Source organism: Acinetobacter sp. DMC2 (genome assembly GCF_056314305.1).
Genome location: NZ_JBQUYP010000001.1, coordinates 540,738 through 567,258 on the forward strand (window position 1 = coordinate 540,738; position 26,521 = coordinate 567,258).

Sequence of the window (26,521 nt, forward strand, 5' to 3'; positions counted from 1 at the left end):
TTTTCTATTTCCAATGAAAAGCTTATTCTGCCCGAGTTGTAGTTATCTATTATTTCAAAAAGTCTCACTTCTCAAAGTCGTTTTTTCTGCAAATTTCTAACGAATGAAATAGTTAAACTGGTTACTTCTTTTTTTGTTATATTAGCCGCTTAGAAAGCGGCTTTTTATTTGATCAAATAAAGGTACTTTTTAAAAAGTGAGCAATATTGTGAGTAAATCTCTAGTCACTTATTAAATATATATTAACTATCATGAGGTTAAGTTCATCATGCTTTTAATGATCGACAATTACGACTCTTTTACCTACAACATCGTCCAGTATTTTGGCGAGTTGGATCAGGAAGTAAAAGTTGTTCGCAATGATCAAGTCACATTAGAGGATATTGAACGATGGCAACCTAAATATCTCGTGATTGGTCCTGGCCCTTGCTCTCCAAGCGAAGCTGGTATTTCAATTCCTGCAATTAATCACTTTGCCGGAAAAATTCCTTTGCTTGGCGTATGTTTAGGGCATCAAAGTATTGGGCAAGCTTTTGGCGGAAACATTGTAAGAGCCAAAACGGTTATGCACGGACGTTTATCTGATATGTACCACAGTAACAAAGGTATTTTCAGTAATCTTCCTAGCCCATTCTCAGCAACTCGTTATCACTCTTTGGTTATTGATCAGCAAACACTGCCTGATTGCCTTGAAGTAACGTGTTGGACCAATGAAGCAGATGGCTCAATGGAAGAAATCATGGGTGTTAAACATAAGACATTGCCTGTTGAAGGCGTGCAGTTCCATCCTGAATCAATTTTGAGTCAACATGGCCATCAAATCTTTAAAAACTTTTTAGATATTTATGCATAAGTGATCACTATGAATATTCAACAAGCACTTAACCATATTACAAAAAATATTCACCTGACTCAGCCGCAAATGGAAGACATTATGCGTAGCATCATGCAAGGTGAGGCAACCGAAGCACAAATTGGTGCTTTGATGATGGGCCTTCGCATGAAAGGTGAAAGTATTGACGAAATTACTGCTGCCGCACGTGTTATGCGTGAATTCGCGATTAAAATTGATGTTAGCGATATCAAATATTTAGTTGACATTGTCGGTACTGGTGGTGATGGACAAAACTTATTTAATGTCTCTACTGCTTCAAGCTTTGTGATTGCAGCAGCAGGTGCAACCATTGCAAAGCATGGTAACCGAGGCGTTTCGAGTAAATCAGGTTCATCAGACTTACTTGAGCAAGCAGGAATTAATCTAGATTTAGACATGCAACAAACTGAACGCTGCATTCGTGAGATGGGTGTAGGTTTTTTATTTGCTCCAAACCATCATAAAGCAATGAAATATGCTGTCGGCCCACGTCGTGAGCTTGGTGTTCGCAGCATTTTCAATTTACTCGGCCCGCTTACGAATCCGGCTGGTGTAAAACGTTTTGTGATTGGGGTATTTTCAGATGAGCTTTGCGGTCCTATTGCAGAGGTAATGAAGCAACTCGGTGCCGAACATGTCATGGTAGTTCATTCAAAAGATGGTCTTGATGAAATCAGTCTTGCTGCTCCTACTGCTGTTGCCGAACTGAAAGACGGCGAAATTACTGAATGGATGCTTAATCCTGAAGATGTCGGAATTGAGTCACAAACTTTAAATGGCTTAGTGGTTACAGACGCAGCGGCAAGCTTAAAGCTAATTAAAGATGCGTTAGGTAAAAATAAAACTGCTATTGGTGAAAAAGCAGCAAACATGATTGCACTTAATGCGGGTGCTGGTATTTATGTAGCTGGTATTACCAAAACCTATGCTCAAGCTGTTTCCTTCGCTCAAGATATTATTTACGGCGGACAAGCTTTAGAAAAAATGAGCGTTTTGGCTGAATTTACCAAAACACTGAAACAATGTCAGGCAGATTAAGGATTTCTCATGATTAATATTCAAAATACCATTTTAGGTAAAATTGTTGACCGTAAACATGAGGAACTTGCTGCGCGATTAAAACAACGTAATTTGCAAGACGTTGAAGAATTAGCAAAATCTGCGACTCCAGTGCGTGGCTTTGCAAATGCTTTACAACATAAACGTCCGGGTGTGATTGCTGAAATTAAAAAAGCATCTCCATCAAAAGGAATTATTCGCGCAGATTTTAATCCTGCTGAAATTGCTCAGCAATATGAACAAGCTGGAGCAGCATGTTTATCGGTACTGACCGATGTTGATTTCTTTCAGGGTGCAGATGAGAATATTGCGATTGCCCGTAATCATTGTGCCCTACCTGCTTTACGTAAAGACTTTCTGATCGATCCATATAATGTAGTTGAAGCACGTGCTTTGCATGCTGACTGTATTTTATTAATTGTTGCATGTTTGTCTGACCAGCAACTCGAAGAAATGTCTAAAACTGCGTTTGAACATCAACTCGATGTATTAGTTGAAGTTCATGACGAAGAAGAAATGGAACGTGCATTAAAGCTTTCTGAGCAATGTTTATTAGGTGTGAATAACCGTAATTTAAAAACGTTTGATGTGAATTTAAATACATCCATTCGATTGAAAAAATTACTTCCGGCCTCACGTTTATTAATTACTGAAAGCGGTATAGCGACACCAGATGATGTGCATATGATGCAAGAGCATGATATTCACAGCTTCTTGGTCGGCGAAAGTTTTATGAAACAACCACGTCCAGATCAAGCTTTTACTGCCCTTTTTGGACAACCTCAAACGGTTTAATGAAGATATATGAGTAATAAAGATTCATCGCTTTCTAAAGAGCAACAAAAGTTATTGAAGCAATTTAAAAAGCAAATCTCCAATCCTCATTCAAGCAAAATCGCAAGTCAGCCTGAGACCAAACAACCTCAGGCTGAGTCTGAAGAATTGGAAAATGCAAATCTGTTTCAAAGCGCTGTAGCAGGTGTTAAACCCATCAATAATAGTAATATTGCTGATATTAGAGTTCCTCGCGCCAGAAAAGTTGATGCTCAAACATTAGCTAAACGTGCAGCTGCCGAAGGTGGTCGGGACACTGAGCATGCCGAACTATCTGATACACAAGCTGCTTTAAATCCGGTCGCAAGCCAAGCTACTTTAAGCTATCGCATAGCTACCCTTCAGCATAAAGTGTTTGAAGACTTAAAAGCTGGAAAAATGCGTTGGTTTGAAGCTGTAGATTTACACGGCTGTACAATTGAGCAAGCACGTGACGCCGTATTACAAATTATCCAGATGGCAAAAGATGAAAATCAAAATGTCATTAAAATTGTGCATGGCAAAGGCCCTGAAGCAGTCTTAAAAACCTACGTCAACGGATGGTTACGTCAGCATCGTGATGTTTTGGCCTTTGTAAGTGCCCCTGAAAATCAAGGTGGTACAGGTGCCGTTCTCGTACTGCTTAAACGTGCAGAAAAAAATCCTAAGTTCGAACAAAAAAAATGATCCTTTGGGATCATTTTTTTACATCAAGTGCCTGTAATAATTGAGCAACTACTGCAATGGCAATCATTGCAGGTTGTTTCGATGAAATCCCTTCTATCCCGATCGGGCAAACCAATCGTTGTAATGTTTCTGGGGTATAACCACGTATTTGCATACGCTTTTCAAAAATAGCCCTTTTACTTTTTGAGCCAATCATCCCAACATAAGCAAATGGTTTTGCCGTAGGTTTCAAGGCTGAAAAACATAGTTGCAAATCTAATTGATGATCATGAGTTAAAATTAAAATTGCACCTGAACGGTCAAAATGCTCGATCTCGGCTTCTAAGGTATCAGTCGATAAGCATTGCACCTGTTCCAATAAATCGGATGGGAAAATATGATCACGTGGATCAATCCATTTCACTCTCACACCAATAGGCAATAAACAACGGACAATTGCTTCACCCACATGCCCCGCGCCACAAATCAGCACTTGCATAGCATAAGGTTGAATCTGCTGGCCAAATTGCCATTCTTCACTGTTGCCAGAATGAAACTCGAAACTTGATTGTTGTTCCATATCTCTAGTCTGCCAAGTGGACGCATATTGATGTGAGACGGTACGCCATATATGCTTTCCGGCTCGCCATGCTTGCAAACTCGCAGATAAATCCGATGCGCTTTCAGTGGGTGATATTTTCTCAAACAATAACCACATTACTCCGCCACAACACTGCCCCAACCGAGCACTGAGGTTAAAGCGTTCAATACGCCTGACACAAGTATCCATTTCACTTAACATTGCTTTAGCAATATCAATAGCCTGAAACTCTAAATGCCCACCACCGATCGTATCTGACTGCTGCCATTGCTGTTGCAAATTAAACCGCAATAACATGGTTGCACCAACTTCTCGTGGTGTTGAACCAGCAGCGCGGACTACTGTGACCAATACCATAGGCAGAGCATCGACTTGCCACGCCACAAAATCAGTCCACCATTGTAAATGTTGCATAATCTTCTACATTTTAGCTTGTGGGCGGTCAGCCAAAGCTTGTCCTCGTCCAATCGCAATTGCGCGTAAAATTTCTTCGGCAGTTGCTGGAGCATTGAGTACGAGCGGTGCATTTTCTGGAATAGCCGCCTGTACCGCCTGACGAATTGCCGAGAAAACAGATAATGCCAACATAAATGGCGGTTCACCTACCGCTTTGGAGCGGTAGATGGTGTCCGCCTGATTTTGGTTATCAAACAGTTTCACATTAAAAATATGAGGAATATCCACGCTGGTCGGGATTTTATAAGTTGAAGGTGCATGGGTAAACAAACGGCCTGCGTGTGGTCCTTGTGGCTGCCAATACAGCTCTTCTGTGGTGAGCCACCCCATCCCTTGCACAAACCCACCTTCAATTTGTCCAATATCAATTGCAGGGTTAATTGACCGCCCGACGTCATGCAAAATATCGGCACGTAATACTTTCATTTCCCCAGTTAGCGTATCTATTGCGACCTCACTGACGGCTGCGCCATAAGCGTAATAGAAAAATGGACGTCCTAAATGGTTGACCTGATCATAGTGAATTTCTGGCGTTTTATAAAAACCGCTGTCCCATAGTTGTACACGCGCCATATATGCCCGTTGAACCAAATCAGGAAAAGTCCATGAATGACCATTCGCTGTTGAAACCATACTATCTTCAAACTGGACTTGGTGAGCCGCACTGTCACTTATTTCTGCGGCAAGTTTTGCCAGACGCTCACGAATTTTAATACAGGCATTTTGAACAGCCTTACCATTTAAATCTGCTCCACTCGATGCTGCAGTTGCTGAAGTATTTGGAACCCGAGAAGTATCTGTTGCAATTAAACGAACGCTATCGATTGGTAAACCCAACTCATGCGCAGCAACCTGACGTGCTTTGGTATATAGCCCTTGTCCCATTTCCGTACCGCCATGTGTAATAGAAACAGTACCATCCATATACACGTAGACCAGTGCACCTGCCTGATTGTAATGTACGGCATTAAACGAAATACCGAACATTAATGGAGTTAACGCAATACCACGCTTAATAATGTCATTGTTCTGATTAAAGGCATGAATGCTCTGTTTGCGTTTCGCATAGTCACTACTTTGCAATAGTTCGGCTACTAATTTTGGCGCAACATTATCACGGACTTCTGCCCCATAGTGCATACGGTCACGTCCAGTACCCAGCTGTTCGGCAAAGAAATTACGTTGACGAATTTCAACTGGGTCACAACTTAAATAACGAGCAATGTCATCAATAATATTTTCAATGACAAACATGCCTTGCGGTCCACCGAAACCACGATATGCCGTGTTAGAAACAGTGTTAGTTTTACAGCGTAAGTTACGCAACTCAACTGCATTTAGATAATAGGCGTTACCAATATGGCAAATCGCCCGTTCATTCACTGGACCAGAAAGATCAGCCGAAAAACCGCAGTTTGAAGCCAGTTGCACCTTTAAGCCTTGCAGAACACCACTGTCATCAAAAGCCACAGACCACTCATAAGCAAAACCGTGACGTTTGCCTGTAGCACTCATGTCATCGTCACGATCTAAACGTAATTTACACGGACGACCTGTTTTTTGTGCTGCCAAAGATGCGATACATGCCCACTGCGCCGATTGCGACTCTTTACCGCCAAAACCCCCACCCATACGGCGACTTTCCACACTCACCTGATGCATATTCATGCCTAATGCATGACAAATCAGCAGCTGCATTTCGGTTGGATGTTGTGTCGAGCAATAGACTTTTAAGCTCTGATTTTCTTGTGGAATCGCATAGGAAATCTGACCTTCTAAATAAAAATGCTCTTGCCCACCCAGCTCAATCGTACCTGAAAGTTGATGGGCGGCATTTTGAAATGCCTGTTCAACTTCACCATGGCTAAATTCAACAGGCGGTAACACCCACGATTCTTTTTCAATCGCATCTTGAATCGTTAAAATTGGAGTTTCAGGCACATACTCAATTTTTGCCAAGCGAACTGCATGACGGGCTTGCTGATAACTTTCGGCAACAACCACAAATAGGGCTTGTCCATAAAATTCAACCTGCTCTTCGGCAAAAATTGGGTCATCTTTTACAATGGGTCCCCAATTATTTTCAACCTCAATATCCTTTGCCGAAAAAACTGCATGAACACCTTCAGCCTGACGTACTGCATCCAAATCAAACTTACTGATTTTACCTTTGGCACAATTTGAAAATCCGACCGCCAGATGCAGGGTATTTTCAAGCTCCGGTAAATCATCAATATAAGTTGCTTGCCCAGTTACATGTAAATGTGCGCTCTCGTGTGGAATCGAGTCGCCAGCTTTAGCTGATTTTTTAGAAACTCTTAAGTCAATGGTTTGATTCATGTTAGATCTCCACCATAGCAATCAAATCATTCACACGAGTAATCGTTTGAGACAGGACTTTTTCTACATAAAAACGCTGTAAACAGTTTTTCGCGACGTGCAAACGATATGCCGAACTAGCACGTCCATCGTCTAAAGGTTGATAGTCTTGCGACAATGCCTGCTGTGCCTGAACCATCAATTCCGATGTAAGTTGCTGGCCTTCCAATATAGCTTCTGCATATTTTGCACGTTTGGGAATAGCCGCCATGCCACCAAAAGCAACTCTCACATTGTGAGCGACATGATGAGCATCTAACTCGCATGAAATAGCAGCACATACCGCAGAAATATCCTGCTCAAAACGTTTGGCAATTTTATAACTGGCAAATTTAAAACGCGTCTGTTCTTCACGAAGCGGAATAACAATCGCCTCTACAAACTCACCAAGCTGTAATGCTGTTTTTTGATAGTCTAAATAAAAGTCTTCCAAGGCGATTTCACGGGTTTGTTCACCTACACGCAAAATCAATTGTGTACCTAGCGTAATTAATGCCGGCATTGAGTCGCCAATAGGTGAACCATTAGCAATGTTTCCACCTAGGGTTCCTGCATTTTTAATCGGCATGGAAGCAAAACGGCGCTGTAATTCTTGAAAGTCAGGATAAAACTCTGAAATTTTGATGAGTGCATCACTCAAACTGACATTTGCCCCAATCGTTAAAGCATGGTTTTTGACTACAATCCTTTTCAGCTCATCAACCTGACCGATATAAAGCATATCGCCTAAATCACGGCCCTGCTTTGTTACCCACAAACCGACATCTGTACTACCTGCAACAATCCGTGCTTGCGGCAACTGCAAATGTAATGCGGCAAAATCCTGCAAAGTCTTTGGTGCAAAGAATTGTTGACCATGATCATTTAAATGTAATGCAGGTAATATTCTGATCTCTTTTAATACATCAATTATTTTTTGACGTTTTAATAAAACACGCGGATAGTCATATGCTTTTTGTGCTGCATCTAAAATAGGGCGATAGCCTGTACAGCGACACAAATTTCCAGAAAGATAATCACTGATTTGATCTTTGCTTGGAGGCTCTTGCTCATTTTCATACATTGACCATAAGGACATGATAAAACCGGGCGTACAAAAACCACATTGTGAACCATGCATATCCACCATTGCCTGTTGCACTGGGTGAAGTGTTCCATCTTGTGCAGGCAATAAATTATGCAGATCTTCTACTGTAAATAGGGCTTTACCATCTAAAGTCGGTAAAAACTGAATACACGCATTCACACTGCGCAATTGCAGATTGTCATTGACCAACTCACCAATCACTACTGTACATGCACCACAATCGCCCTCAGCACAGCCCTCTTTTGTACCAGTCTGCCGAGTCTTACCCGTTTGAGTATATTCTCGTAAAAATTGTAAGACTGTCATTGTGGGTAATACATTTTCTACTTGTTGCTGATTACCACGAAAAAAAAAGGTGATTGGACGTTCTGACATGTTTTATCCTTATGCTCTATAGTACGGCATATTTGCAAATATGATGCCATCAGGCGATCATTTATAACTTACCCATATTAGTTGCACATTTCATGCTCAAATAATTGACTATTAACGATAAAAAACATGAAATTTATTCACCATTTATCTAATGCATGCCGAACAGGATAAATATAGTGCGACGAGTTATGAACATCAGGGCATGTTTCTGATACAATGCCGAGCTTGTCTAATAGAGTAAATTTATACGCCTTATGTCAATGCAGCAATCGTACGCAAACATTCTGACTGCCGTCGGTGAAGACCTTAATCGTCCCGGCCTTAAAGATACGCCTGTGCGTGCGGCTAAAGCTTTTTCATATTTAACTTCTGGCTATAGTAAAACTTTAGAAGAAGTCACCAATAATGCGGTTTTCCCATCAGATAACCATGAAATGGTATTGGTGAAGAATATTGAATTCTATTCGCTTTGCGAACATCATCTCCTCCCATTCTATGGCCGTGTTCATGTTGCCTATTTACCAGAAGGCAAAGTTCTTGGCTTATCTAAATTTGCGCGTATTACCGAGATGTTTGCTCGTCGTTTGCAAATTCAAGAAAATTTAACTCAGCAAATCGCTGAAGCTGTAGCTGAAGTGACTGGCGCACGTGGTGTAGCTGTCGTTATCGATTCAGCACATATGTGTATGATGATGCGTGGTGTAGGTAAACAGGAATCTACAACTCGTACAGTTTCATTTGTCGGAGATTTTAAAACTGACAAAGAAGCACGCCGTGAATTTTTAAGTGCAGTACCAGAAAGCTACTAATCTGGTGACTACTGCAAAAAAGCCCGACTCAGTTGGGCTTTTTTTATATTTAGATAAAGCACTTACTCTATAAAACATAACAATCAAATTATGTGATTTTTGTTATAAAAGTACACATCTTTAATTTTAAATAATTTATGAGTTAATCATGCGATTTAACAAAATTTCTTGCTTACTTTTATCCCCTCTTTTTATTTTTAATACATCAATTTATGCAGAGAATACACCAAAAGAACAAGAGATCAAAAAACTGGTTGATCAAAACTTTAAACCATTATTAGAAAAGTATAATGTTCCCGGTATGGCCGTTGGTGTCATTCAAAATAATAAAAAGTATGAAATGTATTATGGTTTAAGATCCGTTCAAGACAAGCAAACGGTAAATAGCAATACGATTTTTGAGCTAGGTTCAGTCAGTAAATTATTTACCGCCACAGCTGGTGGATATGCCAAAACTAAAGGAACACTCTCTTTTGAAGACACACCTGGAAAATATTGGAAAGAGCTAAAAAACACGCCTATAGACCGAGTTACCTTACTCCAGCTTGCAACCTATACCAGTGGTAACCTCGCCTTACAGTTTCCAGATGAAGTACAAACAGACTCTCAGGTTTTAACTTTTTTCAAAGAATGGAAACCTAAAAATTCAATCGGTGAATATAGACAATATTCAAACCCAAGTATTGGTCTCTTTGGAAAAGTTGTAGCTTTGTCTATGAATAAACCTTTTGACCAAGTCTTAGAAAATACAATTTTTCCAGCTCTTCATTTAAAACAGAGCTATGTAAATGTGCCTAAAACTCAAATGCAAAACTATGCATTTGGTTATAACCAAGAAAATCAGCCGATTCGTGTAACATCTGGCCCATTAGATGCCCCTGCTTACGGCGTTAAATCAACCTTACCAGATATGCTTAATTTTATAAGTGCCAATTTAAATCCACAAAAATATCCAACAGATATCCAACGTGCAATTAATGAAACTCATAAAGGCTTCTACCAAGTCGGCACGATGTATCAGGCATTAGGTTGGGAAGAATTCGCTTATCCAGCACCTTTACAAACTTTATTAGACAGTAATTCTGAACAAATCGTAATGAAATCAAATAAAGTCACTGCTATTTCTAAAGAGCCTTCCGTTAAGATTTACCACAAAACTGGTTCAACCAATGGTTTTGGAACGTATGTTGTGTTTATTCCGAAAGAAAATATTGGTTTAGTCATGCTAACCAATAAACGCATTCCAAATGAAGAGCGTATTAAAGCTGCCTATGCTGTGTTGAATGCGATAAAGAAATAATCTTTTCTTAAAACAAAAAAGAGAGAAATGATCTCATTCATTTCTCTCTTTTTCTAATTCGTAAGACTACTTAAAAGAACCAAACATATCCTAGACTTGATTTCATCCAGTCTTGATGATTTTGTTGTTCATAATCCCAGGTTAATCGAATGGTATTATTACTATTAATCACATATTGCCACTGGGTATTCACTCTTAAATTCCATTGATTTTGGTCTTCCCAATATGGCAATTCAATTTGCACCACAGAATTAAACCGATCAAACCATTGATTCATACACCCCAAAGTTGGCCCCATTCCCACACGCCACCCTTTATCTAAATTTGAACCGCCTTGTAGATAGGTTTGTAGTTGCCCATAGCAGATATGTTTGCGCTCATAGTCAGCAAAACTATATCCAACCTGAGCATTAAAATTCGCTACGCCATGCTGTTTTTCTTCACTAAAAGTACCATCATGAATCGCTTCCTGACGCCAACCTAAATTAAATCCCCAACTCAGCGGTGTTTTAAAAGGTTGAATCGGGTTATAAGAATTTACTTCTAGCAGATCAAGACGTTCTAGTTTTAAATGGTCATCTCGCCACTGTACATTACCATTTAAAAAGAGTAATTGAGTTCCCGCACGATATCCGCCTTGCGGATCTATCAAGTCATGATAGGCTTGGCGATGACCAATTTCGATAAACTTATCACCTTGCACTTCACCAGCTTTGACTGAAATATTACGTGCATTGTGACCTTGAGTTGGCTCTTTTGTTGGTCTTTTAGGTTCTTGACGCTGTTTGTCTAAATTAATCTGACTTCTGAGTGCTAACAGCTGGCGTAACTGTGGCTGAGCAACGCTTTCTTCTATTTTACGGCTCGTAAATTGAAGATATAAATCATCATAAGCCATCTCTAAAATCTTAGCCTGATCTTGCTCACTAAATGATTTTAAAATCTGAGAAGACTGCTGAGTGGGCATCATCGCAATTTGATGGGCCACTTTCGCCAAAGATTCGCCATGCTGATGAGCTTGGGCCAATAGCTGAGTTTCTAAAGCAGGTCGATATACAGGAGCTTTGGTTAACCCTTGCTGCTGCATCGATTTAATGGTTTCCATCGGGATGGAAGCATGAGTGAATTTTTCTTGCAGGTGAGACTCAGGTTTTACTAAATCAACCAACCCTAACAATCGATAGGCACAGTTATCACTCACAAAGTAATAAGGAAAGCTCACATGTTGCATTTCCCAAATATGGCTTACTAAAAACCGTGTTTCTTCAGGTGTTAAATTTAGCTCATATTCCCATAAATCACGGCTTTCAAAATCACCGTACTCTTTTACTTTACGGTAATAAGGCATGAGTGAATATTCACCCGGATATTGCCCTGTTAAACCTTTCCATGCATATGACCAGTTGTCGTTACCTGCTACAGTTGCTGCATAATTTACAGCGTAAGAAACTAAATTTAATTGTTGCTGATCTTTGGGGTCTAAACGCAATAAAGTATGGCCAAACATTGAGCTCGGATTGCCCATAAAATCTGTCGCATAAATTAATGTCGCTTTATGAGGCTTAATCTGTCCAATCCAATTTTCAAACTCTGAACACTTCACTTGAGGCAATTCATTTTCTTGAATGCCTACTTTTTTTATAAGCCATTGACTGCGTGCCGGAAATTTACAGCGAATCGACTGATTATCTTGAGCGGGCATAAATAATGCCGAGATATCCGCTTTCAGTTCTTCTTTTAAATTATTTTTCCCATTTTTCGACATGAAATAGCCAGAATAAGTCACTTCACTTTTATGGTCTTTATTGGCATACATAAGCCTTTGCCAGGTAATGTCTTGATCTAATTTTTGTTGTTCTGCAATTGACCAATATTTTTGAATAGATGGATTTATATCTGCTGAATACGCAATATTCACTGCCAAAGAGGCAAAAACTAAAACAACTAACTTCATTAAGCTCATCAATTTTTATCATTAAATATAAGAAAAACCCTGCCATACGACAGGGTTTTCAGTTTCAAACTTATACGTAAGCTTTTAAAACGTCGTCTTTAGCCATTACAGTTTGTAATGATGCTAATACTTGAAGCGTATTTTGGTTGTTTGCAGAATAGATTTCACCAAAGTTTGCTTTTGAAACTTTAAAGAAACGGTCTTTATCTTGAGGTTTAATTTGCATTAACTCAGCAAGTACGTTCAGGCTTTCACCTTGGCCTACTGCCATATCACGTGCTAAAGCTTCTGCATTTTCATTTGTGAATGTTACAACTTGCGCTGTTACTGTTCCGCCTTGACGGCAGCCTAGAGTACCAAAAGTGATCCCTAATAATTGGTTAGTAAAAATACCGTTTGTTGTTGCTGCAAGAATTTTAGGCGCTACTCCTTTTTTGCCAGCCCATACTTGTGTACCCACACCACAACCAACATCGTTGTCAGCCATTGCAACACTTGAACCAGCTACTAATAAAGCAGCTAAAGCTAATTTTTTTAACATAGATGTAAATCTCCAAAATCATTATTGATTGTTTCTTATGTGTTGTATTGTTATGTGTAATTCTTATTACACGATATTAAAGATAACGAGAAGGTTGTGATTTAGCAATTAAAAAATAAACAATATGATAAAAAGTGCAAAAGAAAAATTATCTTAAATTCCAGTTACCTTGATTATCCCTGTTGCCTAATATTTTAAGCACGAGCACGAGACTTAAAATTAATAATAAATACCACGACCCTAGCTTGCCCCAACCAACCATATGCCAAGCATCGACCTGACTTGGATAAAGCCAGATTTTATAAAATGTACTTATATTTTCAGCAATCCAGATTAGAAACGCGAGTGTAAACAAAACAGGTAACATCGGGATTTTAAATTTATGTTCATTTAACTGAAAATAAAGTTTTGTTTTCCAAAAAATAAAAATACTAATCGCGAATAAAATATAGCGAATGTCTGGAACAAAAAATTTACTCATAAAATTTATATATGAGAAAAATGCCAGTAACAGCATAGTTGCAAAACTAGGAAGCTTTTCAAAAGAAACTTGAAACAGTCGTATTGAGCGTGCAAAAAAACTACCTACAGCCGAATACATAAAACCTGCAAATAAAGGCACAGTTAAAATTTTAAATACGGCGGGCTGTGGATATTGCCACGATGCAATCGCAGGATGCGTTAGGAATATTTCCATGAACATCGCCATGACATGAAATAAAGCAATGACTTTGGCTTCTGCCCATGACTCCAATTTTAAATAGAGTAAGCAAATCTGAATTAACAGTGCATAAGTCAGTAAATAATCATAACGATAGAACCCCATGTATTCATGGCTTCCCATCGGTGCTGTTAAAGCAAAAGCAATTAAAAGCAAAATACCAAACAAGGCTGCCGAAACAGCCTTGCCGATAAATTGAAACGGTAAAGTTAGATATTGCACAAAAACTATCCTAGATATTTAGCACTATACTCATGCACTGTATCTACAAAGATTTTTGGTTGTGCAGGGTCTACCCATTGAGTAATCCCATGGCCCAAGTTAGCAATGTAACCGGTCTTTTCGCCATTTGCGTAGGCATCGTCTATCATCAATTTCACTGCTTTCTCAATTGAAGCAGCCGAACCGTATAAAACAGCCGGATCAAGATTGCCTTGCAGAGCGACACGTCCAGCCACAGTAGTTCGAGCCGTATTTAATGGTGTCGTCCAATCTAATCCTAATGCGTCTGCACCTGTAGTAATCATTGGCTCTAACCATTGACCACCACCTTTCGTGAACACAATGATAGGAATACGTCGACCATCTTTCTCACGTTGTAAACCTGCAATGATTTTATTCATGTAGTTTAAAGAGAATTCGACATATTCACGGTGTGCTAATGCCCCGCCCCAGCTATCAAAGATCTGAATTGCCTGAGCACCTGCATCAATTTGAGCATTTAAATAGTCAATGACTGAGTCTGCTAAATGATCAAGCAAAGCATGCAAAACTTCTGGTTGAGCGTACATCATCTGCTTGGTAAAACGGAATTCTTTACTTGAACCACCTTCAACCATATAAGTTGCAAGTGTCCAAGGGCTACCAGAGAAACCAATCAGTGGAACTTGACCACCTAAAGCAGAACGAATTGTACTTACCGCATTCATCACATAATCAAGATCTGATTTTGCATTTAATTTTGGTAAATTTGCGACATCTTGTTCAGTACGTACGGTCTTTTGAAACTTAGGGCCTTCGCCAGTTTCAAAATAAAGCCCTAAACCGAGTGCATCTGGAATAGTTAAAATATCTGAAAATAAAATTGCTGCATCTAAATCGTAACGACGCAAAGGTTGTAAAGTCACTTCACAGGCAAAATCTGTATTTTTACATAAAGATAGGAAATCACCTGCTTGTGAACGTGTTTCGCGATATTCAGGCAAATAACGCCCTGCTTGACGCATCATCCATACTGGTGTGGTATCTACAGGTTCGCGTAACAAAGCACGGAGGAAACGATCATTTTTCAAAGTCGTCATTACCAATCTCTATCTTCTTTATGTGGCAGCATCATATCAAAAACAGAGACATTTTTATAATTTCAATTTCACACAAAAAACTCGTCAATCTACTAAAAAATGCATATTTACACAAAAGTCTACTGCAAGCCTTGGGGTTTTCTGCAATACTTGCAACATGTTACATTGGGGTCATTGGATATTCTTTTAATCACTAAATTATCAATCTTGGGCTCATAGAAATGAGTTATTGGTAATTTTATGCACTTTGAGATTAGATCAATCCCCTATTGCTTATATGAAAATTCTTAAGGTTGAATTACATGTTTGTTCGCTCATTACTCGCTATGAGTTTAAGTTGTATTATTGCTAATGTTGCTTTTGCTGCTTCAACAACTGAGCAACCCCTGAACCCTAAAAAGGTATCAGCTCCTGTAGAAGATCCGATTGATCCTTTAGCAGTAGATGCAGCTTCAACTGTAAAAGCTCAAGCTTCGACACAAATTACCGCTCAAGAACAAAATGACTTAAATCGAGCGTCAACAACATTACAAAATTTACAGAAAACTGAAGATCCAAATGCTGAATCAGGCATCGCGGCGTCTACTCCAGCTGTTGCTAAAAGCAGCGCTGCGTCTACGGCTCCTGCGACAACCGCTGCATCATGGACTTTAGATAGCTTAAACTCGGCAGAATGGTCTGAAAATATTGGTAAAGGCCAACTTCCAGTTTATGCGCGTGCACATGTAATGCTCAATAATGCACATGCTTCGCCAGGTGCAATTGACGGCATGAGCGGTAAAAATACATTAAAAGCAATTTCTTCATTCCAACAAATGAATGGTTTATCACCTACTGGTGACCTGACCAAAGAAACTTGGGATGCATTGGTTGCTAAACAAACTAAGCCAGCATTTATTGAATACACAATTTCTGATGCTGACCTAAAAGGCCCATATGCTGAGTCGATTCCTTCTGACTACGCATTACAAGCTAAAATGAAAGGTTTGTACTACACGCGTGTAACCGAAATGTTGGGCGAGAAGTTTCATATTGATGAAGCTTTCTTAAAGAAAATTAACCCAACTGCGACATTCAAAAAAGCGGGTGAAAAAATCATTGTTCCAAACGTACGCAATGATTTACCAGAAGATATTCATTTGATTATTGCCCATAAAGGTGCAAAACAATTGTATCTCTTCAATAGCCGGAACCAAATGATTGCCTCATTTCCTGCAACAATTGGCAGTACTGATACGCCTTCTCCGGCCGGTACTTACAAGGTAGTTGGTGTGGCCCGTAACCCTTGGTACAGCTATTCACCTTCGAACTTCGTACAAGGTAAAAACTTAAAACCTCTTTCTTTACCACCTGGCCCGAATGCTCCAGTGGGTAATATCTGGATTGGTTTAAGTAAAAAATCTTTCGGTATTCACGGAACACCAAATCCATCTTTAATTTCTAAAACAGCATCACACGGTTGTATCCGTTTAACAAACTGGGATGCAAACGATTTAGGAAATAAAGTACGTTCTGGCGTAACTGTTAAATTCCTTGAGTAATCCATATATTCTTTAAAAGACCTGCCTTCATGGCAGGTTTTTTATTCTTAAAAAATTGATCAATAAAAACTTTACAACCATATCAATTATGCAACGACATGTTGCAGTTAGCCTATTTTTCTAGTCTCCATAGAACATTAATATATTTCTCAAGAGATAAATAAAAAATTTGGGAGATTAAATCATGAATACTTATCTACATCGTGGTGAAGATCGAGGTCATGTAAAAGCGGGTTGGTTAGAGTCTTATCATAGCTTTTCATTTGGTAGCTGGTACGATCCTAAATATATGGGTGTTAGTGCATTACGTGTGATTAATGACGACAGAATTGATGCGCACAATGGTTTTGGTACGCACTCGCATGACAACATGGAAATCTTAACTTGTGTGCTAGATGGTGCTATTTCACACCGTGACACCATGGGAAATGAAGGTCAGATTAAAGCAGGTGAATGGCAGCTCATGAGCGCTGGTACAGGTGTTGCTCACAGTGAAATCAACAACACTGATACGCCTGTACATTTATTACAGATCTGGATTATTCCAGACGTAAAAGAAGCTGAGCCAAATTACCAGCAAATTAGCCTTGACCCACGTAATGATCCAAATAAATGGCATTTAATTGCAGGGCCTGATGCAAATGCACCGATGCATATTCGTCAGAATGCAGAGATAAAATCAGCTGTATTGGAAAAAGGACGTGACTTAAGTGTTGAGCCAGTTAAAAAAGTGAACTATGTACACGTGATTTCAGGTGTAGTTCACATTGGCGATCAAGAAGTTAAAGCAGGCGATGCTTTCGTGTTTGAAGGTAAAGCGACAATTCAGGCAACTGAAGATAGTCAATTTATCTGGTTCGATTTACCTTAAATCATTAAAAGCCCTTTGCATAAAAGGGCTTTTTTAATCTCCACCACCGCCGCTATCACAGCTACCTGAATCTGAAGATGATGAACAATCATTTGAATAACTAGAGCTATGATGACTAGAACTATTATCGTGAAAATGATGTGTTGAAGAAGATGAATGATCATGCTCGCCAGATGACGAATTGTTTTTTAGATTTTTGAGTAGAGCAATTAAACAGATCAGTCCAATACTAGAAAAAATTGCAATAAATATAATAATAAATAACTTCAAATAACGACCTCCTCATAAAGCAACAGAGATGTGTGTTGTGTTCCTATTTCATTATTTAAATGAGTCATACTGAAGAAACAAGTTGTTTTTTGATAAATAAGCTCAAACCTTTAAGTTTCCTTTACATACAAATAAGCACTTGCTCTTGATATACCTAAATGTTGTGCAACTGTCTCGACAGCCTTTTTAATATCTAACAAACCATTATTCTTTAACTCATGTATTAATTGTTTTCTCTCATTGAGTTTTAGCATACGCGGTGTAGTGGCATGTTTTGAGGCAAATTGGTCGATATATTTCCGGATTGCTTCAGTGCCACTCGGCTCCAAATTTTCAACAATGTTATCAGTTTCAATTTTAGTGAAATGCTCTAAAGCACTTTGCATCCCTCTAAACAGGGTTAAATCAATATTCATGCATAAAGCAGCCACATACTGGCCCTCTTCATCTTTAATTCCAATAGACGTGCTTTTTGCGGGACGGCCATCTGCAAACTGATTTGCATAGTTTGAAATAAGATTTGGAAATTCTGGAGACATGATTCTAGCCAATCCTAATTCAGTTGCTGGATCTCCAACTTTTCGACCAGATAAATTATTGTGTATTGAAAGTATGGCATGTTCAGGATTTGTTAAGTCATGGACCACAACTTCGCAAAAAGGAGATAGCGTTTCACTTAATCCCTTTGCAATTGTATCTAGCTGAGTGAGTAAATGTTTATTACGATTGCCCAATGTATTTCCTCCTAATGACTTACTTACTATTTCAAACCCTAGCGTGAAGCATGCAATAGTAATTTAGACTTTTTATCTAATTTTAAACTTAATGTAAATCAAAATCTTATATCTCATTGTTATCACATTAGAAAATAAAATTAGACATTTTATCTAAATATATATATTTTATCTAAACAAGGTCAATACATTGTGCGTTGCTTGAGCAATAGCAAATCTTGCATCCGAAAACATTGAATAGCATTAGGTTTAATTATGAAAAATTTAACCCTTCCCACTTATGAAGATGTAGCAGCCGCTGCTGAACGTATAAAAGGTTTTGCAAATAAGACTCCTGTTTTAACTTCACGTACTGTGAACAATGAATTTGAAGCAGAAGTATTCTTTAAATGTGAGAATTTTCAGCGTGTTGGCGCTTTTAAATTTCGTGGTGCAATGAATGCACTTTTGCAATTTAGTGATGCTCAAAAAAAAGCGGGGGTGGTTGCTTTCTCTTCGGGAAACCACGCACAAGCGATCGCACTGTCAGCAAAAACTCTTGGTATTCCAGCCATAATCGTTATGCCCCAAGATGCCCCAGCAGCCAAAATGGCAGCAACGCGAGAGTACGGCGCCGATATTGTTGAATTTGACCGTTATACGGAAGATCGGGAAAAAATTGGAAAAGAGATCGCCGAAAAAAATGGCCTGACACTCATTCCATCTTATGACCATCCTCATGTAATTGCTGGTCAAGGAACGGCTGCAAAAGAGTTATTTGAAGAAGTAGGTGAATTAGATTACCTGTTTGTATGTTTAGGTGGCGGCGGTTTATTGGCAGGTTCTGCCCTATCTGCTCGCAAGCTCTCTCCAAACTGTAAAATATATGGTGTTGAACCTGCTCTAGGAAATGATGGACAGATGTCTTTTAGAAAAGGGGAAATTGTTCATATTGATACGCCACAAACCATTGCTGATGGTGCTCAAACTCAATATTTAGGCAAATTAACATTCCCTATTATTCAAAAGAATGTAGATGACATTTTGACAGTAGAAGATGAAGACCTGATTAGCTGTATGAAGTTCTTTGCTGAAAGAATGAAAATGGTGGTTGAGCCAACGGGATGTCTCGGATTTGCTGCTGCGTGTAATTTAAAGCATGAGTTAAAAGGCAAACGTATAGGCATCATTATTAGTGGCGGGAATGTCGATATTTCTAAATATGTAGTGTTTTTATCTGCTTAATAAAAGTCACTGTCTATCTATGATGTCAGTTAGTGCTTCATAGATAGACATTACATGCTACTCGTCTCTCGACTTGTTCACGTCTTAATTTAAATATTAATTTTTAGAGATGGTTATGAGATTTATTTCCGAGTCTGAATCTTCTGCGCTCATCAATCATGAACTGGCTTATGACGCCATTTACCAAGCTTTAATTGCTGCTACTCAATTGGATACTAAAAGTTTTTCTGTGGTTCATGGTCAAGCGTCTGATACAAAAAATACGTTTAGTATTAAATCGTCTGCTAATCAGCACTTAGCTGGTCTTAAAGTCGGTTCTTTCTGGGAAGATAATCCTAAAAATGGATTACCCCGCCATAACGCACTCATTTTATTATTTAATCAAGCCAATGGAAAAATGGCAGCAGCCATCGAAGCAGGCAAGGTGAATGCATTTCGTACAGCGGCTTCTAATGCTGTTGCTACCCAAATATTGGCAAGAAAAGATTCAAAAGTATTGGTCATATTTGGTACAGGAAATCAGGCCAAATATGAATGCGAGGCATTAGCGAGAATTAGAAACTTCGATCAGATTTTGATAGTAGGACGCGATCAAAATAAAGCTGAAAAAATGGCAGAAGACCTCAAAAAGTTAGGGATTGAGATTAAAATTGCTGGTGCAAAAGAAGCCTGTGAACAAGCTGATGTTATTGTGACAGCGACTTCCTCACACACCCCTCTTTTTAAAGCAGAATGGGTCAAAGTCGGCACTCATATTTCATCTATGGGTTCCGATAAAAAAGGCAAACAAGAACTTCCTCCAGAATTATTTTCACAGAGTGGTTTGTTCTGTGATCTTAATACTCAGTCTAAAGTCATCGGTGAATTTCAACACGCGCCTGAGTCTGTAACTTTAACCAATATCGGTGATGTACTTTTAGCAAACACTGAAGGAAGACAGTCTCAGGAACAAATCACAATTTATGATAGTTCAGGGTTATCTATACAAGACTTATATATCGCCCAAAAAATTTTAGAAATTTCTTAAAATTTATCACTTAACTGCATCATTCAGGTTGATGCAGTTAAGTTAAAACGTGTTTCTTTTGTACCGCTTTACCGAATTCATTTTAAAAACAAGAATTAATCTTCAGTAAAAATTTTGGCAAAAGACGTTCTATATTGTTCAACCTTAACGTCATAATTTTGAAAACCTGCATCAAATACCCACCTTTCAATTTCAGATTTTTTGACTAAATTTTGCAAATAAAGCTGATTATGTCGGTCTAATTCTTCTTTTAAGCTTCTTAGCATGAGTTCATTTAAACCAGCGGGAGGATTAAGACCCGTATCTAAAATACTAGGCGCAAATGCCACACTTTTGAGTTCCAATTGATGAGCTGTTTTCACAGCAGTTTTTATCGCAGTCCCTATTTTCTCTACAGTAAAATCTTCTGGCGCACCCATTCCTATCAATAAAACTTTAGAAGCTTGTATGGTTGAAGGAGTTTGATTTATTAAAAGAGCATCATTCAAATTCGCGCTGAACCAGTTATTTATCCGTATTTCATTTAGTCTTCCATTTAGAGCATCATCTAAATGTGCCAAACCGCCCGAAAAAGGACGGTTATTCATTTCATGTTCAAAGATACAAGCACAAGAAAGATCAACCTCGGCCGTGGTGCAATCCCAAGTCACGAGTTCAATGTCTAGATTTTGGTAACGTCCAATTTTAGTTTTCTTTAAATCTGTGCTCATATTTTTACTCTTTTAGTTTTACCAGCCATATTTAAGTTCAAGACCTAGATAATTTGAGTCTTTGCCTCCTGCTTTCTTAATCGTATCTCCAACTTCAAAGTAAACCCCTTCGGCAGCAATAGACAAATTAGAATTTATTTTTTGATCTGCTCTTAGTTGAATGTATGCCCCCGTCCAGCTTGAACCTTGTCCTGCGGTGTTCGCCATGCTGTTATTACCTTGGAAATAAACTGCATCGTTAGTTGTTTCACGCCATTGAAAACCTAATGCACTTAATAGAGTGAGTTTATCTGAAGGCTTAAGTGTCAGAGATGGTTTTATGTGAATAATATTGCTATAGCCACTGTAACCCGCCAAAGTAAAGTATGAGCCGTTTGCAAAGAGCTGGTTAAAGGTATTGAGTTCATTGTCGTTGGCGTTTTTATCACCTGTGGCAATATCAAACTGGACGCCTAAACGCGGTGACCAAGCTTGCTCAGCAAACGTGTAGCCTGTAATGCTACTGAGTCCCCATGCTTGAATAGATTGTCCGCCAATCCTTCCATGTTGCAGCATGCCTTCAACATCCCAATCGATATTATTCTTTTTACCCATATGGCGAACGTCATATAAGTCTCGAATTTCATTGCCCTTAACACTGGTAAAAGATGCATTATCCCTTTCATAACGTGAGTAATAACCGGACAACTCACCTCCCCATACATTTTGTTTATCTACGCGAAAACCGCTAAAGCTTAAATTACGTTTCGAGTGGTCATTAAAAGTTGAATCTTTTTCAATTTGAACAGGTCTGGTGAGATAACCTAAAACTCTCCAATCGCCATATTCATAACCCGACCAAATGCCATCAAAGGCTTGCCTAACGTTTGGGCCTTCACGATTTGAAATAAAGCGCTGTAAGTCAAACGCCATCTCTTGACGGCCTACTCTAAATTTAAAATTTCCATTGTTGAAAGGACTCACCCAAGCAATAAAAGCTTGCTCTACATCAAGTCTATTTTGATCGGTACTGCTAATATTCTTTTTATCAAACGCTCGCGCGTCACTGAGCTGAGTAAATAATTGTAAATGATCGCCAATACGTGCATCTGCATGAACTTGTAATCTTTGAATTAAATAGCGATCGGCTTGATTATTTCCGCTGCCAAATCTCGCATTATTATTGACTTCAAAACGCTCGCGAATATTCGCACCCAATGACAAATAATTATTATCACCAAAAGGTATATATTTGAAATCATCACCTATTTTCTTTGGGACACACGAGTTTTTTAAAACATCCCAATTTTCTTGCCACCGATTGGTTGAGATTTTTGGACGAGCTGGACATGCATTTGTATTTGAAGCTTCATTTTCCGCATGAGCAAATTCATAAAGAAATAAACTACCCGTAAATAAGACGCTCATTTTTATAATTTTAAGATAATTTTCTGAGGTCCTAATGCGATATTTTCTATCATTAGAAATAGGCTGAGCCATATGGTTATCCAAGGTAATAAACAGGTCATTGCAGAGACTTCGTCTTTTACACTCACACCGCCCTTAGGCCATATGAGTGTCAGTTTCTATCTATCATTAAGCGAATAAATTACTTTGTAGCAGCATGAATTTCGGCAATATAACCACCCGGAAACTGTACCATCGCCGCCTCACGACCATCCGATTTATAAGTATTCACCAAAACTGTTGCACCCGCTTTTGTGGCTTTATCTAAAGTCTCAGATAAATTTTTGACTTCATAACCCGTCATATCGTGCCCATATGGATATGGAAGATGACCATCGGTAACCAACACTGTCATTTTGCCGAAATCAGATTCAACGCGAATACGTCTATACGTTTCATTTGGACGTCCAATCTCTACACCAGCCGCTTTAGGGTTATCTGAAACCACTTTGCCATGCGAGAAGTTGACGAACTTTTTAACGAAAGAATCGGCACTTTGTTTTGAAACATAAATACGATTTTCTGGAACGGTTTCTAGTTTGTTATAGCTCGGTTTAGTCGTGTGCCAATAAAGCTGCATATTTACGCCACCCGGCCACTGGATGACTGCATCCCGCCCGATTGGATCAGGAAATGCATCAACAATCACATCTGCGCCATTCGCTTTGGCAGACTGGACGGCTGCATCCATATCTTTGACTAAATAACCTGTTCTTTCCAGACCAAAAGGATGTGGAATTGGAGTTTTAAAACCAAATACAGACAGTGTTCCTACTGGAGTCAATACAAGCTGGGAAATGGTCTGGCTTGGTGTTGGCGTCACCTGAAAAACGCCCTGTTTAGATTTAGTTCCGCCAAAAGTTTCGACTAAGCTGTCGGTAAGTTTATCGAAGTCTTCGGGGTTAACATATACATGCGTTGTATCGTATTGAGGAGCTACACCGGGCGCTTCACTTTTTACACTGGTTGTTGTTTTGGCAAAAACTTGAGGAACAATGGCAACATTTGTGCCCACTAGCATTGTGCTTAAAAGCAAGGCTGATAATGATTTACGCATAAAAGACTCCGTAAGAATTGAGTACTACAACTTATTGTGACTTTGTTTGTTGATTAGAAAGAATGGTGACCATCACTAGAGCTGCAATGAGGCCAAGATGTTCAAAGAAACTATTAAACGTGCTAAAAAATGCCGGACCTGTGTGATTCCAAAAGTCGTTTGCAACCAGCATCGCTATGGCGGTTAGACAGCCTAAAGCCCCTGCTCCTAACCAGACAAAACGATTAAAAATAACCAAGAGCGAACCCACAATTTCAATCACAATCGCTGTAGATGCCCAGAGCCAAGCAGGCTGTAAACCGAAACTCGCCTGCTCTTCAATCGCCGCATGAAATCCGATGAATTTATTCATTCCACCGACTAAATAGGCTGAAACTAATGCAACTCGAAGAAGTGGCAGCAATCCATGAATTGATAAGATTTTTTTTACCCACACAGGATTATTATTAATTAAGTCACTCATCTATTTACCTCATTGGTATTTCGATTTTTAACAACCCTATAAAGTTATAAAAATATTAATATTTTCAAGAAATATTATTTTAATTTAGATATTTAAAATGATTATTTATATAACCCACCAAACAAATTAATTAGCAGACTATATAAAATCAAAAATAACTGTAAACTACTAGATATTTATTTAAATACAAACTGTATCCTTAAAAGATACAATGATTGATAAGTAGAACATCATAATATAGTTTAGCGAAACGCCAATTTAGCCTTTCAAAATTTAATGGATAAACTAGACTGTATTAATACTTTCATTAGTGTTGTAGAAACTGGAAATTTTAGTCATGCCTCTAGAAAATTAGGTGTTACTAGAGATCAAGTTTCTAAAAGAATTCTTTATTTAGAAAGTCTATTTAGTACATCATTGTTTACACGTAATACAAGAAAGATGGACCTTACCCGCTCTGGAGAGAAGTTTTATCAACGTTGTAAGGTCATTGTTAAAGAATTAGATTTAGCCGCCAATGACTTCATCTACGATCAAAAGTACCCTGAAGGCATATTAAAAATTAGTGCTCCTCATGCTTTTGTACAAACATGCTTTTCAGAGATTATTTCTAATTTTTTAAATCAATATCCTAATATTGAAATTGATCTTTTATTTTCAGAAAACTCAGTTGATATCAATGAACATAAATTTGATATTATTTTAAAAATTGAAGAAGAAATTAAAGAACAAAATATATTCTTACTAGATACTTATAAAAGAAACTTTTATGCAACAACAACATTTTTAAATAAATATGGAAGACCTAAAAGCATAGAAGATTTAAGAAAATATAATATATCGCTATATTCAAGATCAGATTTAAAAAATAATTTTATTGATTCAATTCCTCAACTCATTTGCAATAATATAGAAATTCTTTTAGATTTTTGCCAAAAGAATCAAAGTATTTTATTTCTTCCCGATTTTTTAGCAAAAAAATATGAAGATGCCGGCATTATTATTAATTGTTCGCAGGACATCTTTTCATCACCAGTTTATTTTTATGCAACCACGCCGTATGGATCAAAAATTCCAAAAAAAGTTCAGCTTTTTTTAGACTCGTTAAAGCAGCATTTTCAGCCTATCACTGAGAGTTCTATAATTTAATTTTTGAATCACCTACAACTATGTATTTTTTATTAACCACAAATCAACCCTTCCAAAAAACAATCCAATACCTTTTCTTGCTCGATTGCCGTATCCGAGCTTAAAAGCTGAATGATTGCGCCTTCAATCATATATAAAAAGAGTTTAGCGTCCTGAAAGGTCGCATCGTTTTTGAGTGTTCTAAGCTGGCTATAAATCTCATTGATGAGCCATGTTCGATATCTCACTGCGACTTGATAGGCTTTTGGATAGGTCAGTTTGATTTCAAAAATAGCTTTAAACAATAAATAGTACGGCCCTTCTAAATCGGTATGTAAGAAATAAAGTTTCTTTAATTGAGCAATTACATTGGTGCGGTTGGTCTCATCAGCAATTGAAACCACTTTTTCTTTTAAGCGCTCTTTTTGCACGGTTAAACAGATTTCGATAAACCGCTCTTTAGAGTGAAAGTAGTTATAAAAAGTCGCTTTTGGAATTTGTGACTCTTTCACAATTCGGTCGATTCCCACGGTATGAAACCCGTGATGGTGAAACAAATAAATGGATGTATTAACAACTTCTATAGCACGTGCTGGGAGAACTAAATTTGGCATCGTTTTACCGTTATAAAATTATTGTTGTTTCTTAATGAGATACTTTTTTGGGAGAAAAAAGGCATAGCAAAGCCGTAAAGACTGTGCGTGGCACATCTCAAGTTTTATTGTTGAACTAAGTTTTTAGACGAAATGATTTAAAGCCTGAAAATCTTTAGATATTCAAACTGCTTTAAAAATTTAAGTTGTGTCGTTATAGCTTTTGGCAAAGGCTGCCAAGAAATTAAGAATGTGCAAAGCCAACTCCTTTTTATTGGGAGTTCTGCCAGACATTTATAGAATTATGGTGGCAGAACGAAAGAGGGTTGACAGACTGGCTTCAAGAACCCAGCACGCACGAAGGCGTCCCCCTTCCGTCCTACCGCAACAAAAGGGAGACGAACGGGTCTACATTAAAAAAACGAGTTTTTTCAATGTACTTGAAGAACAGCCTGTCAAAGCCGGCTGGCAATGTGGCCAGCAGGCAAAGGATAAGCTTCACATTTAGTGCAGTCAAGCAC

At 38.4% G+C, this 26,521-nt stretch carries 25 protein-coding genes; 11 read left to right on the forward strand and 14 right to left on the reverse strand.

The annotated features are described in order from the left end of the window. Nucleotides 1–268: 268 nt before the first annotated feature. The 4 genes from ACT53H_RS02600 to ACT53H_RS02615 are packed head-to-tail and all read left to right on the forward strand — an operon-like array spanning nucleotide 269 to nucleotide 3,433. Nucleotides 269–853 (forward strand): anthranilate synthase component II, encoded by a 585-nt coding sequence (locus tag ACT53H_RS02600; protein WP_003650566.1) that lies wholly within the window; start codon nucleotides 269–271, stop codon nucleotides 851–853. A gap of 9 nt (nucleotides 854–862) precedes the next feature. Further along, complete coding sequence (trpD, locus tag ACT53H_RS02605) at nucleotides 863–1,912, forward strand: anthranilate phosphoribosyltransferase (protein WP_174729862.1); 1,050 nt, start codon at nucleotides 863–865, stop codon at nucleotides 1,910–1,912. Between the two features lie 9 nt (nucleotides 1,913–1,921). Further along, nucleotides 1,922–2,728 carry an indole-3-glycerol phosphate synthase TrpC gene (trpC, locus tag ACT53H_RS02610; RefSeq protein ID WP_476008528.1) on the forward strand — a complete coding sequence of 269 codons (807 nt, stop codon included), beginning with the start codon at nucleotides 1,922–1,924 and terminating at the stop codon, nucleotides 2,726–2,728. A 9-nt stretch (nucleotides 2,729–2,737) separates the two neighbouring features. Beyond that, a complete protein-coding gene (locus tag ACT53H_RS02615; RefSeq protein WP_476008529.1) occupies nucleotides 2,738–3,433 on the forward strand; it encodes a Smr/MutS family protein in 696 nt (231 codons plus the stop codon). A gap of 10 nt (nucleotides 3,434–3,443) precedes the next feature. On the opposite strand, the gene xdhC is transcribed toward ACT53H_RS02615, so the two are convergent. From xdhC to xdhA, 3 genes are read right to left on the reverse strand one after another with little or no spacing between them, the layout of a single operon-like run. Then, nucleotides 3,444–4,427 (reverse strand): xanthine dehydrogenase accessory protein XdhC, encoded by a 984-nt coding sequence (xdhC, locus tag ACT53H_RS02620; RefSeq protein ID WP_476008530.1) that lies wholly within the window; start codon nucleotides 4,425–4,427, stop codon nucleotides 3,444–3,446. Between the two features lie 6 nt (nucleotides 4,428–4,433). After that, on the reverse strand, nucleotides 4,434–6,809 hold the full coding sequence (gene xdhB, locus ACT53H_RS02625; RefSeq protein ID WP_476008531.1) for a xanthine dehydrogenase molybdopterin binding subunit: 2,376 nt from the start codon (nucleotides 6,807–6,809) through the stop codon (nucleotides 4,434–4,436). A gap of 1 nt (nucleotide 6,810) precedes the next feature. Further along, nucleotides 6,811–8,310: a xanthine dehydrogenase small subunit gene (gene xdhA / locus ACT53H_RS02630; protein ID WP_476008532.1), complete on the reverse strand. Its 1,500-nt coding sequence runs from the start codon at nucleotides 8,308–8,310 to the stop codon at nucleotides 6,811–6,813. A gap of 260 nt (nucleotides 8,311–8,570) precedes the next feature. Here xdhA and folE point away from each other — a divergent pair, with 260 nt between their 5' ends. After that, the gene (gene folE, locus ACT53H_RS02635) at nucleotides 8,571–9,119 is read left to right on the forward strand and encodes a GTP cyclohydrolase I FolE (protein WP_001187844.1); all 549 of its coding nucleotides are present in this window, start codon (nucleotides 8,571–8,573) and stop codon (nucleotides 9,117–9,119) included. A gap of 148 nt (nucleotides 9,120–9,267) precedes the next feature. Further along, nucleotides 9,268–10,419 carry an ADC family extended-spectrum class C beta-lactamase gene (blaADC, locus tag ACT53H_RS02640; protein ID WP_476008533.1) on the forward strand — a complete coding sequence of 384 codons (1,152 nt, stop codon included), beginning with the start codon at nucleotides 9,268–9,270 and terminating at the stop codon, nucleotides 10,417–10,419. A 70-nt stretch (nucleotides 10,420–10,489) separates the two neighbouring features. Here blaADC and ACT53H_RS02645 read toward each other — a convergent pair whose 3' ends face one another. The 4 genes from ACT53H_RS02645 to hemE form a co-directional block, all read right to left on the reverse strand. Beyond that, nucleotides 10,490–12,373: an Lnb N-terminal periplasmic domain-containing protein gene (locus ACT53H_RS02645; RefSeq protein ID WP_476008534.1), complete on the reverse strand. Its 1,884-nt coding sequence runs from the start codon at nucleotides 12,371–12,373 to the stop codon at nucleotides 10,490–10,492. A 70-nt stretch (nucleotides 12,374–12,443) separates the two neighbouring features. Further along, complete coding sequence (locus tag ACT53H_RS02650) at nucleotides 12,444–12,914, reverse strand: DUF3015 family protein (RefSeq protein WP_476008535.1); 471 nt, start codon at nucleotides 12,912–12,914, stop codon at nucleotides 12,444–12,446. 148 nt (nucleotides 12,915–13,062) lie between these two features. After that, complete coding sequence (locus ACT53H_RS02655; RefSeq protein WP_476008536.1) at nucleotides 13,063–13,857, reverse strand: DUF817 family protein; 795 nt, start codon at nucleotides 13,855–13,857, stop codon at nucleotides 13,063–13,065. 5 nt (nucleotides 13,858–13,862) lie between these two features. Beyond that, nucleotides 13,863–14,936 (reverse strand): uroporphyrinogen decarboxylase, encoded by a 1,074-nt coding sequence (hemE, locus tag ACT53H_RS02660; RefSeq protein WP_005307229.1) that lies wholly within the window; start codon nucleotides 14,934–14,936, stop codon nucleotides 13,863–13,865. Between the two features lie 302 nt (nucleotides 14,937–15,238). On the opposite strand from hemE, the gene ACT53H_RS02665 reads away from it, so the two are divergent. Together ACT53H_RS02665 and ACT53H_RS02670 are read left to right on the forward strand one after the other, a co-directional pair. Continuing rightward, on the forward strand, nucleotides 15,239–16,477 hold the full coding sequence (locus ACT53H_RS02665; RefSeq protein WP_013197180.1) for a L,D-transpeptidase family protein: 1,239 nt from the start codon (nucleotides 15,239–15,241) through the stop codon (nucleotides 16,475–16,477). A gap of 184 nt (nucleotides 16,478–16,661) precedes the next feature. Continuing rightward, nucleotides 16,662–17,348, forward strand: coding sequence for a pirin family protein (locus tag ACT53H_RS02670; protein WP_476008537.1), 687 nt, complete (start codon nucleotides 16,662–16,664; stop codon nucleotides 17,346–17,348). Nucleotides 17,349–17,381: 33 nt separating this feature from the next. Here ACT53H_RS02670 and ACT53H_RS02675 read toward each other — a convergent pair whose 3' ends face one another. Then, nucleotides 17,382–17,618, reverse strand: a complete 237-nt coding sequence (locus ACT53H_RS02675; protein WP_081402197.1) for a hypothetical protein — start codon at nucleotides 17,616–17,618, stop codon at nucleotides 17,382–17,384. A gap of 110 nt (nucleotides 17,619–17,728) precedes the next feature. Next, nucleotides 17,729–18,352, reverse strand: a complete 624-nt coding sequence (locus tag ACT53H_RS02680; protein WP_151963264.1) for a helix-turn-helix transcriptional regulator — start codon at nucleotides 18,350–18,352, stop codon at nucleotides 17,729–17,731. Nucleotides 18,353–18,607: 255 nt separating this feature from the next. On the opposite strand from ACT53H_RS02680, the gene ACT53H_RS02685 reads away from it, so the two are divergent. Together ACT53H_RS02685 and ACT53H_RS02690 are read left to right on the forward strand one after the other, a co-directional pair. After that, nucleotides 18,608–19,576: a threo-3-hydroxy-L-aspartate ammonia-lyase gene (locus tag ACT53H_RS02685; RefSeq protein WP_476008538.1), complete on the forward strand. Its 969-nt coding sequence runs from the start codon at nucleotides 18,608–18,610 to the stop codon at nucleotides 19,574–19,576. A 115-nt stretch (nucleotides 19,577–19,691) separates the two neighbouring features. Then, nucleotides 19,692–20,603 (forward strand): ornithine cyclodeaminase family protein, encoded by a 912-nt coding sequence (locus ACT53H_RS02690; protein ID WP_476008539.1) that lies wholly within the window; start codon nucleotides 19,692–19,694, stop codon nucleotides 20,601–20,603. A gap of 95 nt (nucleotides 20,604–20,698) precedes the next feature. On the opposite strand, the gene ACT53H_RS02695 is transcribed toward ACT53H_RS02690, so the two are convergent. From ACT53H_RS02695 to ACT53H_RS02710, 4 genes are all read right to left on the reverse strand, one after another. Beyond that, nucleotides 20,699–21,313, reverse strand: coding sequence for a M17 family peptidase N-terminal domain-containing protein (locus ACT53H_RS02695; RefSeq protein WP_476008540.1), 615 nt, complete (start codon nucleotides 21,311–21,313; stop codon nucleotides 20,699–20,701). 18 nt (nucleotides 21,314–21,331) lie between these two features. Continuing rightward, a complete protein-coding gene (locus tag ACT53H_RS02700; RefSeq protein WP_476008541.1) occupies nucleotides 21,332–22,792 on the reverse strand; it encodes an alginate export family protein in 1,461 nt (486 codons plus the stop codon). A gap of 109 nt (nucleotides 22,793–22,901) precedes the next feature. Beyond that, on the reverse strand, nucleotides 22,902–23,816 hold the full coding sequence (locus ACT53H_RS02705; RefSeq protein WP_476008542.1) for a glyoxalase: 915 nt from the start codon (nucleotides 23,814–23,816) through the stop codon (nucleotides 22,902–22,904). A 31-nt stretch (nucleotides 23,817–23,847) separates the two neighbouring features. Continuing rightward, complete coding sequence (locus ACT53H_RS02710) at nucleotides 23,848–24,279, reverse strand: DoxX family protein (protein WP_476008543.1); 432 nt, start codon at nucleotides 24,277–24,279, stop codon at nucleotides 23,848–23,850. A gap of 276 nt (nucleotides 24,280–24,555) precedes the next feature. Here ACT53H_RS02710 and ACT53H_RS02715 point away from each other — a divergent pair, with 276 nt between their 5' ends. Next, the gene (locus tag ACT53H_RS02715) at nucleotides 24,556–25,428 is read left to right on the forward strand and encodes a LysR family transcriptional regulator (protein WP_476008544.1); all 873 of its coding nucleotides are present in this window, start codon (nucleotides 24,556–24,558) and stop codon (nucleotides 25,426–25,428) included. Nucleotides 25,429–25,460: 32 nt separating this feature from the next. Here the strand turns inward: ACT53H_RS02715 and ACT53H_RS02720 are convergent, their stop codons facing one another. Continuing rightward, nucleotides 25,461–26,021: a TetR/AcrR family transcriptional regulator gene (locus ACT53H_RS02720; RefSeq protein ID WP_476008545.1), complete on the reverse strand. Its 561-nt coding sequence runs from the start codon at nucleotides 26,019–26,021 to the stop codon at nucleotides 25,461–25,463. Nucleotides 26,022–26,521 lie beyond the last annotated feature (500 nt).

What these genes read in the sequence shown, in the direction of transcription:
- ACT53H_RS02600 (WP_003650566.1), top strand. Translation starts at nt 269, where the DNA reads ATGCTTTTAATGATCGACAATTACGACTCTTTTACCTACAACATCGTC.
- trpD (WP_174729862.1), top strand. Translation starts at nt 863, where the DNA reads ATGAATATTCAACAAGCACTTAACCATATTACAAAAAATATTCACCTG.
- trpC (WP_476008528.1), top strand. Translation starts at nt 1,922, where the DNA reads ATGATTAATATTCAAAATACCATTTTAGGTAAAATTGTTGACCGTAAA.
- ACT53H_RS02615 (WP_476008529.1), top strand. Translation starts at nt 2,738, where the DNA reads ATGAGTAATAAAGATTCATCGCTTTCTAAAGAGCAACAAAAGTTATTG.
- xdhC (WP_476008530.1), bottom strand. Translation starts at nt 4,427, where the DNA reads ATGCAACATTTACAATGGTGGACTGATTTTGTGGCGTGGCAAGTCGAT.
- xdhB (WP_476008531.1), bottom strand. Translation starts at nt 6,809, where the DNA reads ATGAATCAAACCATTGACTTAAGAGTTTCTAAAAAATCAGCTAAAGCT.
- xdhA (WP_476008532.1), bottom strand. Translation starts at nt 8,310, where the DNA reads ATGTCAGAACGTCCAATCACCTTTTTTTTTCGTGGTAATCAGCAACAA.
- folE (WP_001187844.1), top strand. Translation starts at nt 8,571, where the DNA reads ATGCAGCAATCGTACGCAAACATTCTGACTGCCGTCGGTGAAGACCTT.
- blaADC (WP_476008533.1), top strand. Translation starts at nt 9,268, where the DNA reads ATGCGATTTAACAAAATTTCTTGCTTACTTTTATCCCCTCTTTTTATT.
- ACT53H_RS02645 (WP_476008534.1), bottom strand. Translation starts at nt 12,373, where the DNA reads ATGAAGTTAGTTGTTTTAGTTTTTGCCTCTTTGGCAGTGAATATTGCG.
- ACT53H_RS02650 (WP_476008535.1), bottom strand. Translation starts at nt 12,914, where the DNA reads ATGTTAAAAAAATTAGCTTTAGCTGCTTTATTAGTAGCTGGTTCAAGT.
- hemE (WP_005307229.1), bottom strand. Translation starts at nt 14,936, where the DNA reads ATGACGACTTTGAAAAATGATCGTTTCCTCCGTGCTTTGTTACGCGAA.
- ACT53H_RS02665 (WP_013197180.1), top strand. Translation starts at nt 15,239, where the DNA reads ATGTTTGTTCGCTCATTACTCGCTATGAGTTTAAGTTGTATTATTGCT.
- ACT53H_RS02670 (WP_476008537.1), top strand. Translation starts at nt 16,662, where the DNA reads ATGAATACTTATCTACATCGTGGTGAAGATCGAGGTCATGTAAAAGCG.
- ACT53H_RS02685 (WP_476008538.1), top strand. Translation starts at nt 18,608, where the DNA reads ATGAAAAATTTAACCCTTCCCACTTATGAAGATGTAGCAGCCGCTGCT.
- ACT53H_RS02690 (WP_476008539.1), top strand. Translation starts at nt 19,692, where the DNA reads ATGAGATTTATTTCCGAGTCTGAATCTTCTGCGCTCATCAATCATGAA.
- ACT53H_RS02695 (WP_476008540.1), bottom strand. Translation starts at nt 21,313, where the DNA reads ATGAGCACAGATTTAAAGAAAACTAAAATTGGACGTTACCAAAATCTA.
- ACT53H_RS02700 (WP_476008541.1), bottom strand. Translation starts at nt 22,792, where the DNA reads ATGGCTCAGCCTATTTCTAATGATAGAAAATATCGCATTAGGACCTCA.
- ACT53H_RS02705 (WP_476008542.1), bottom strand. Translation starts at nt 23,816, where the DNA reads ATGCGTAAATCATTATCAGCCTTGCTTTTAAGCACAATGCTAGTGGGC.
- ACT53H_RS02710 (WP_476008543.1), bottom strand. Translation starts at nt 24,279, where the DNA reads ATGAGTGACTTAATTAATAATAATCCTGTGTGGGTAAAAAAAATCTTA.
- ACT53H_RS02715 (WP_476008544.1), top strand. Translation starts at nt 24,556, where the DNA reads ATGGATAAACTAGACTGTATTAATACTTTCATTAGTGTTGTAGAAACT.
- ACT53H_RS02720 (WP_476008545.1), bottom strand. Translation starts at nt 26,021, where the DNA reads ATGCCAAATTTAGTTCTCCCAGCACGTGCTATAGAAGTTGTTAATACA.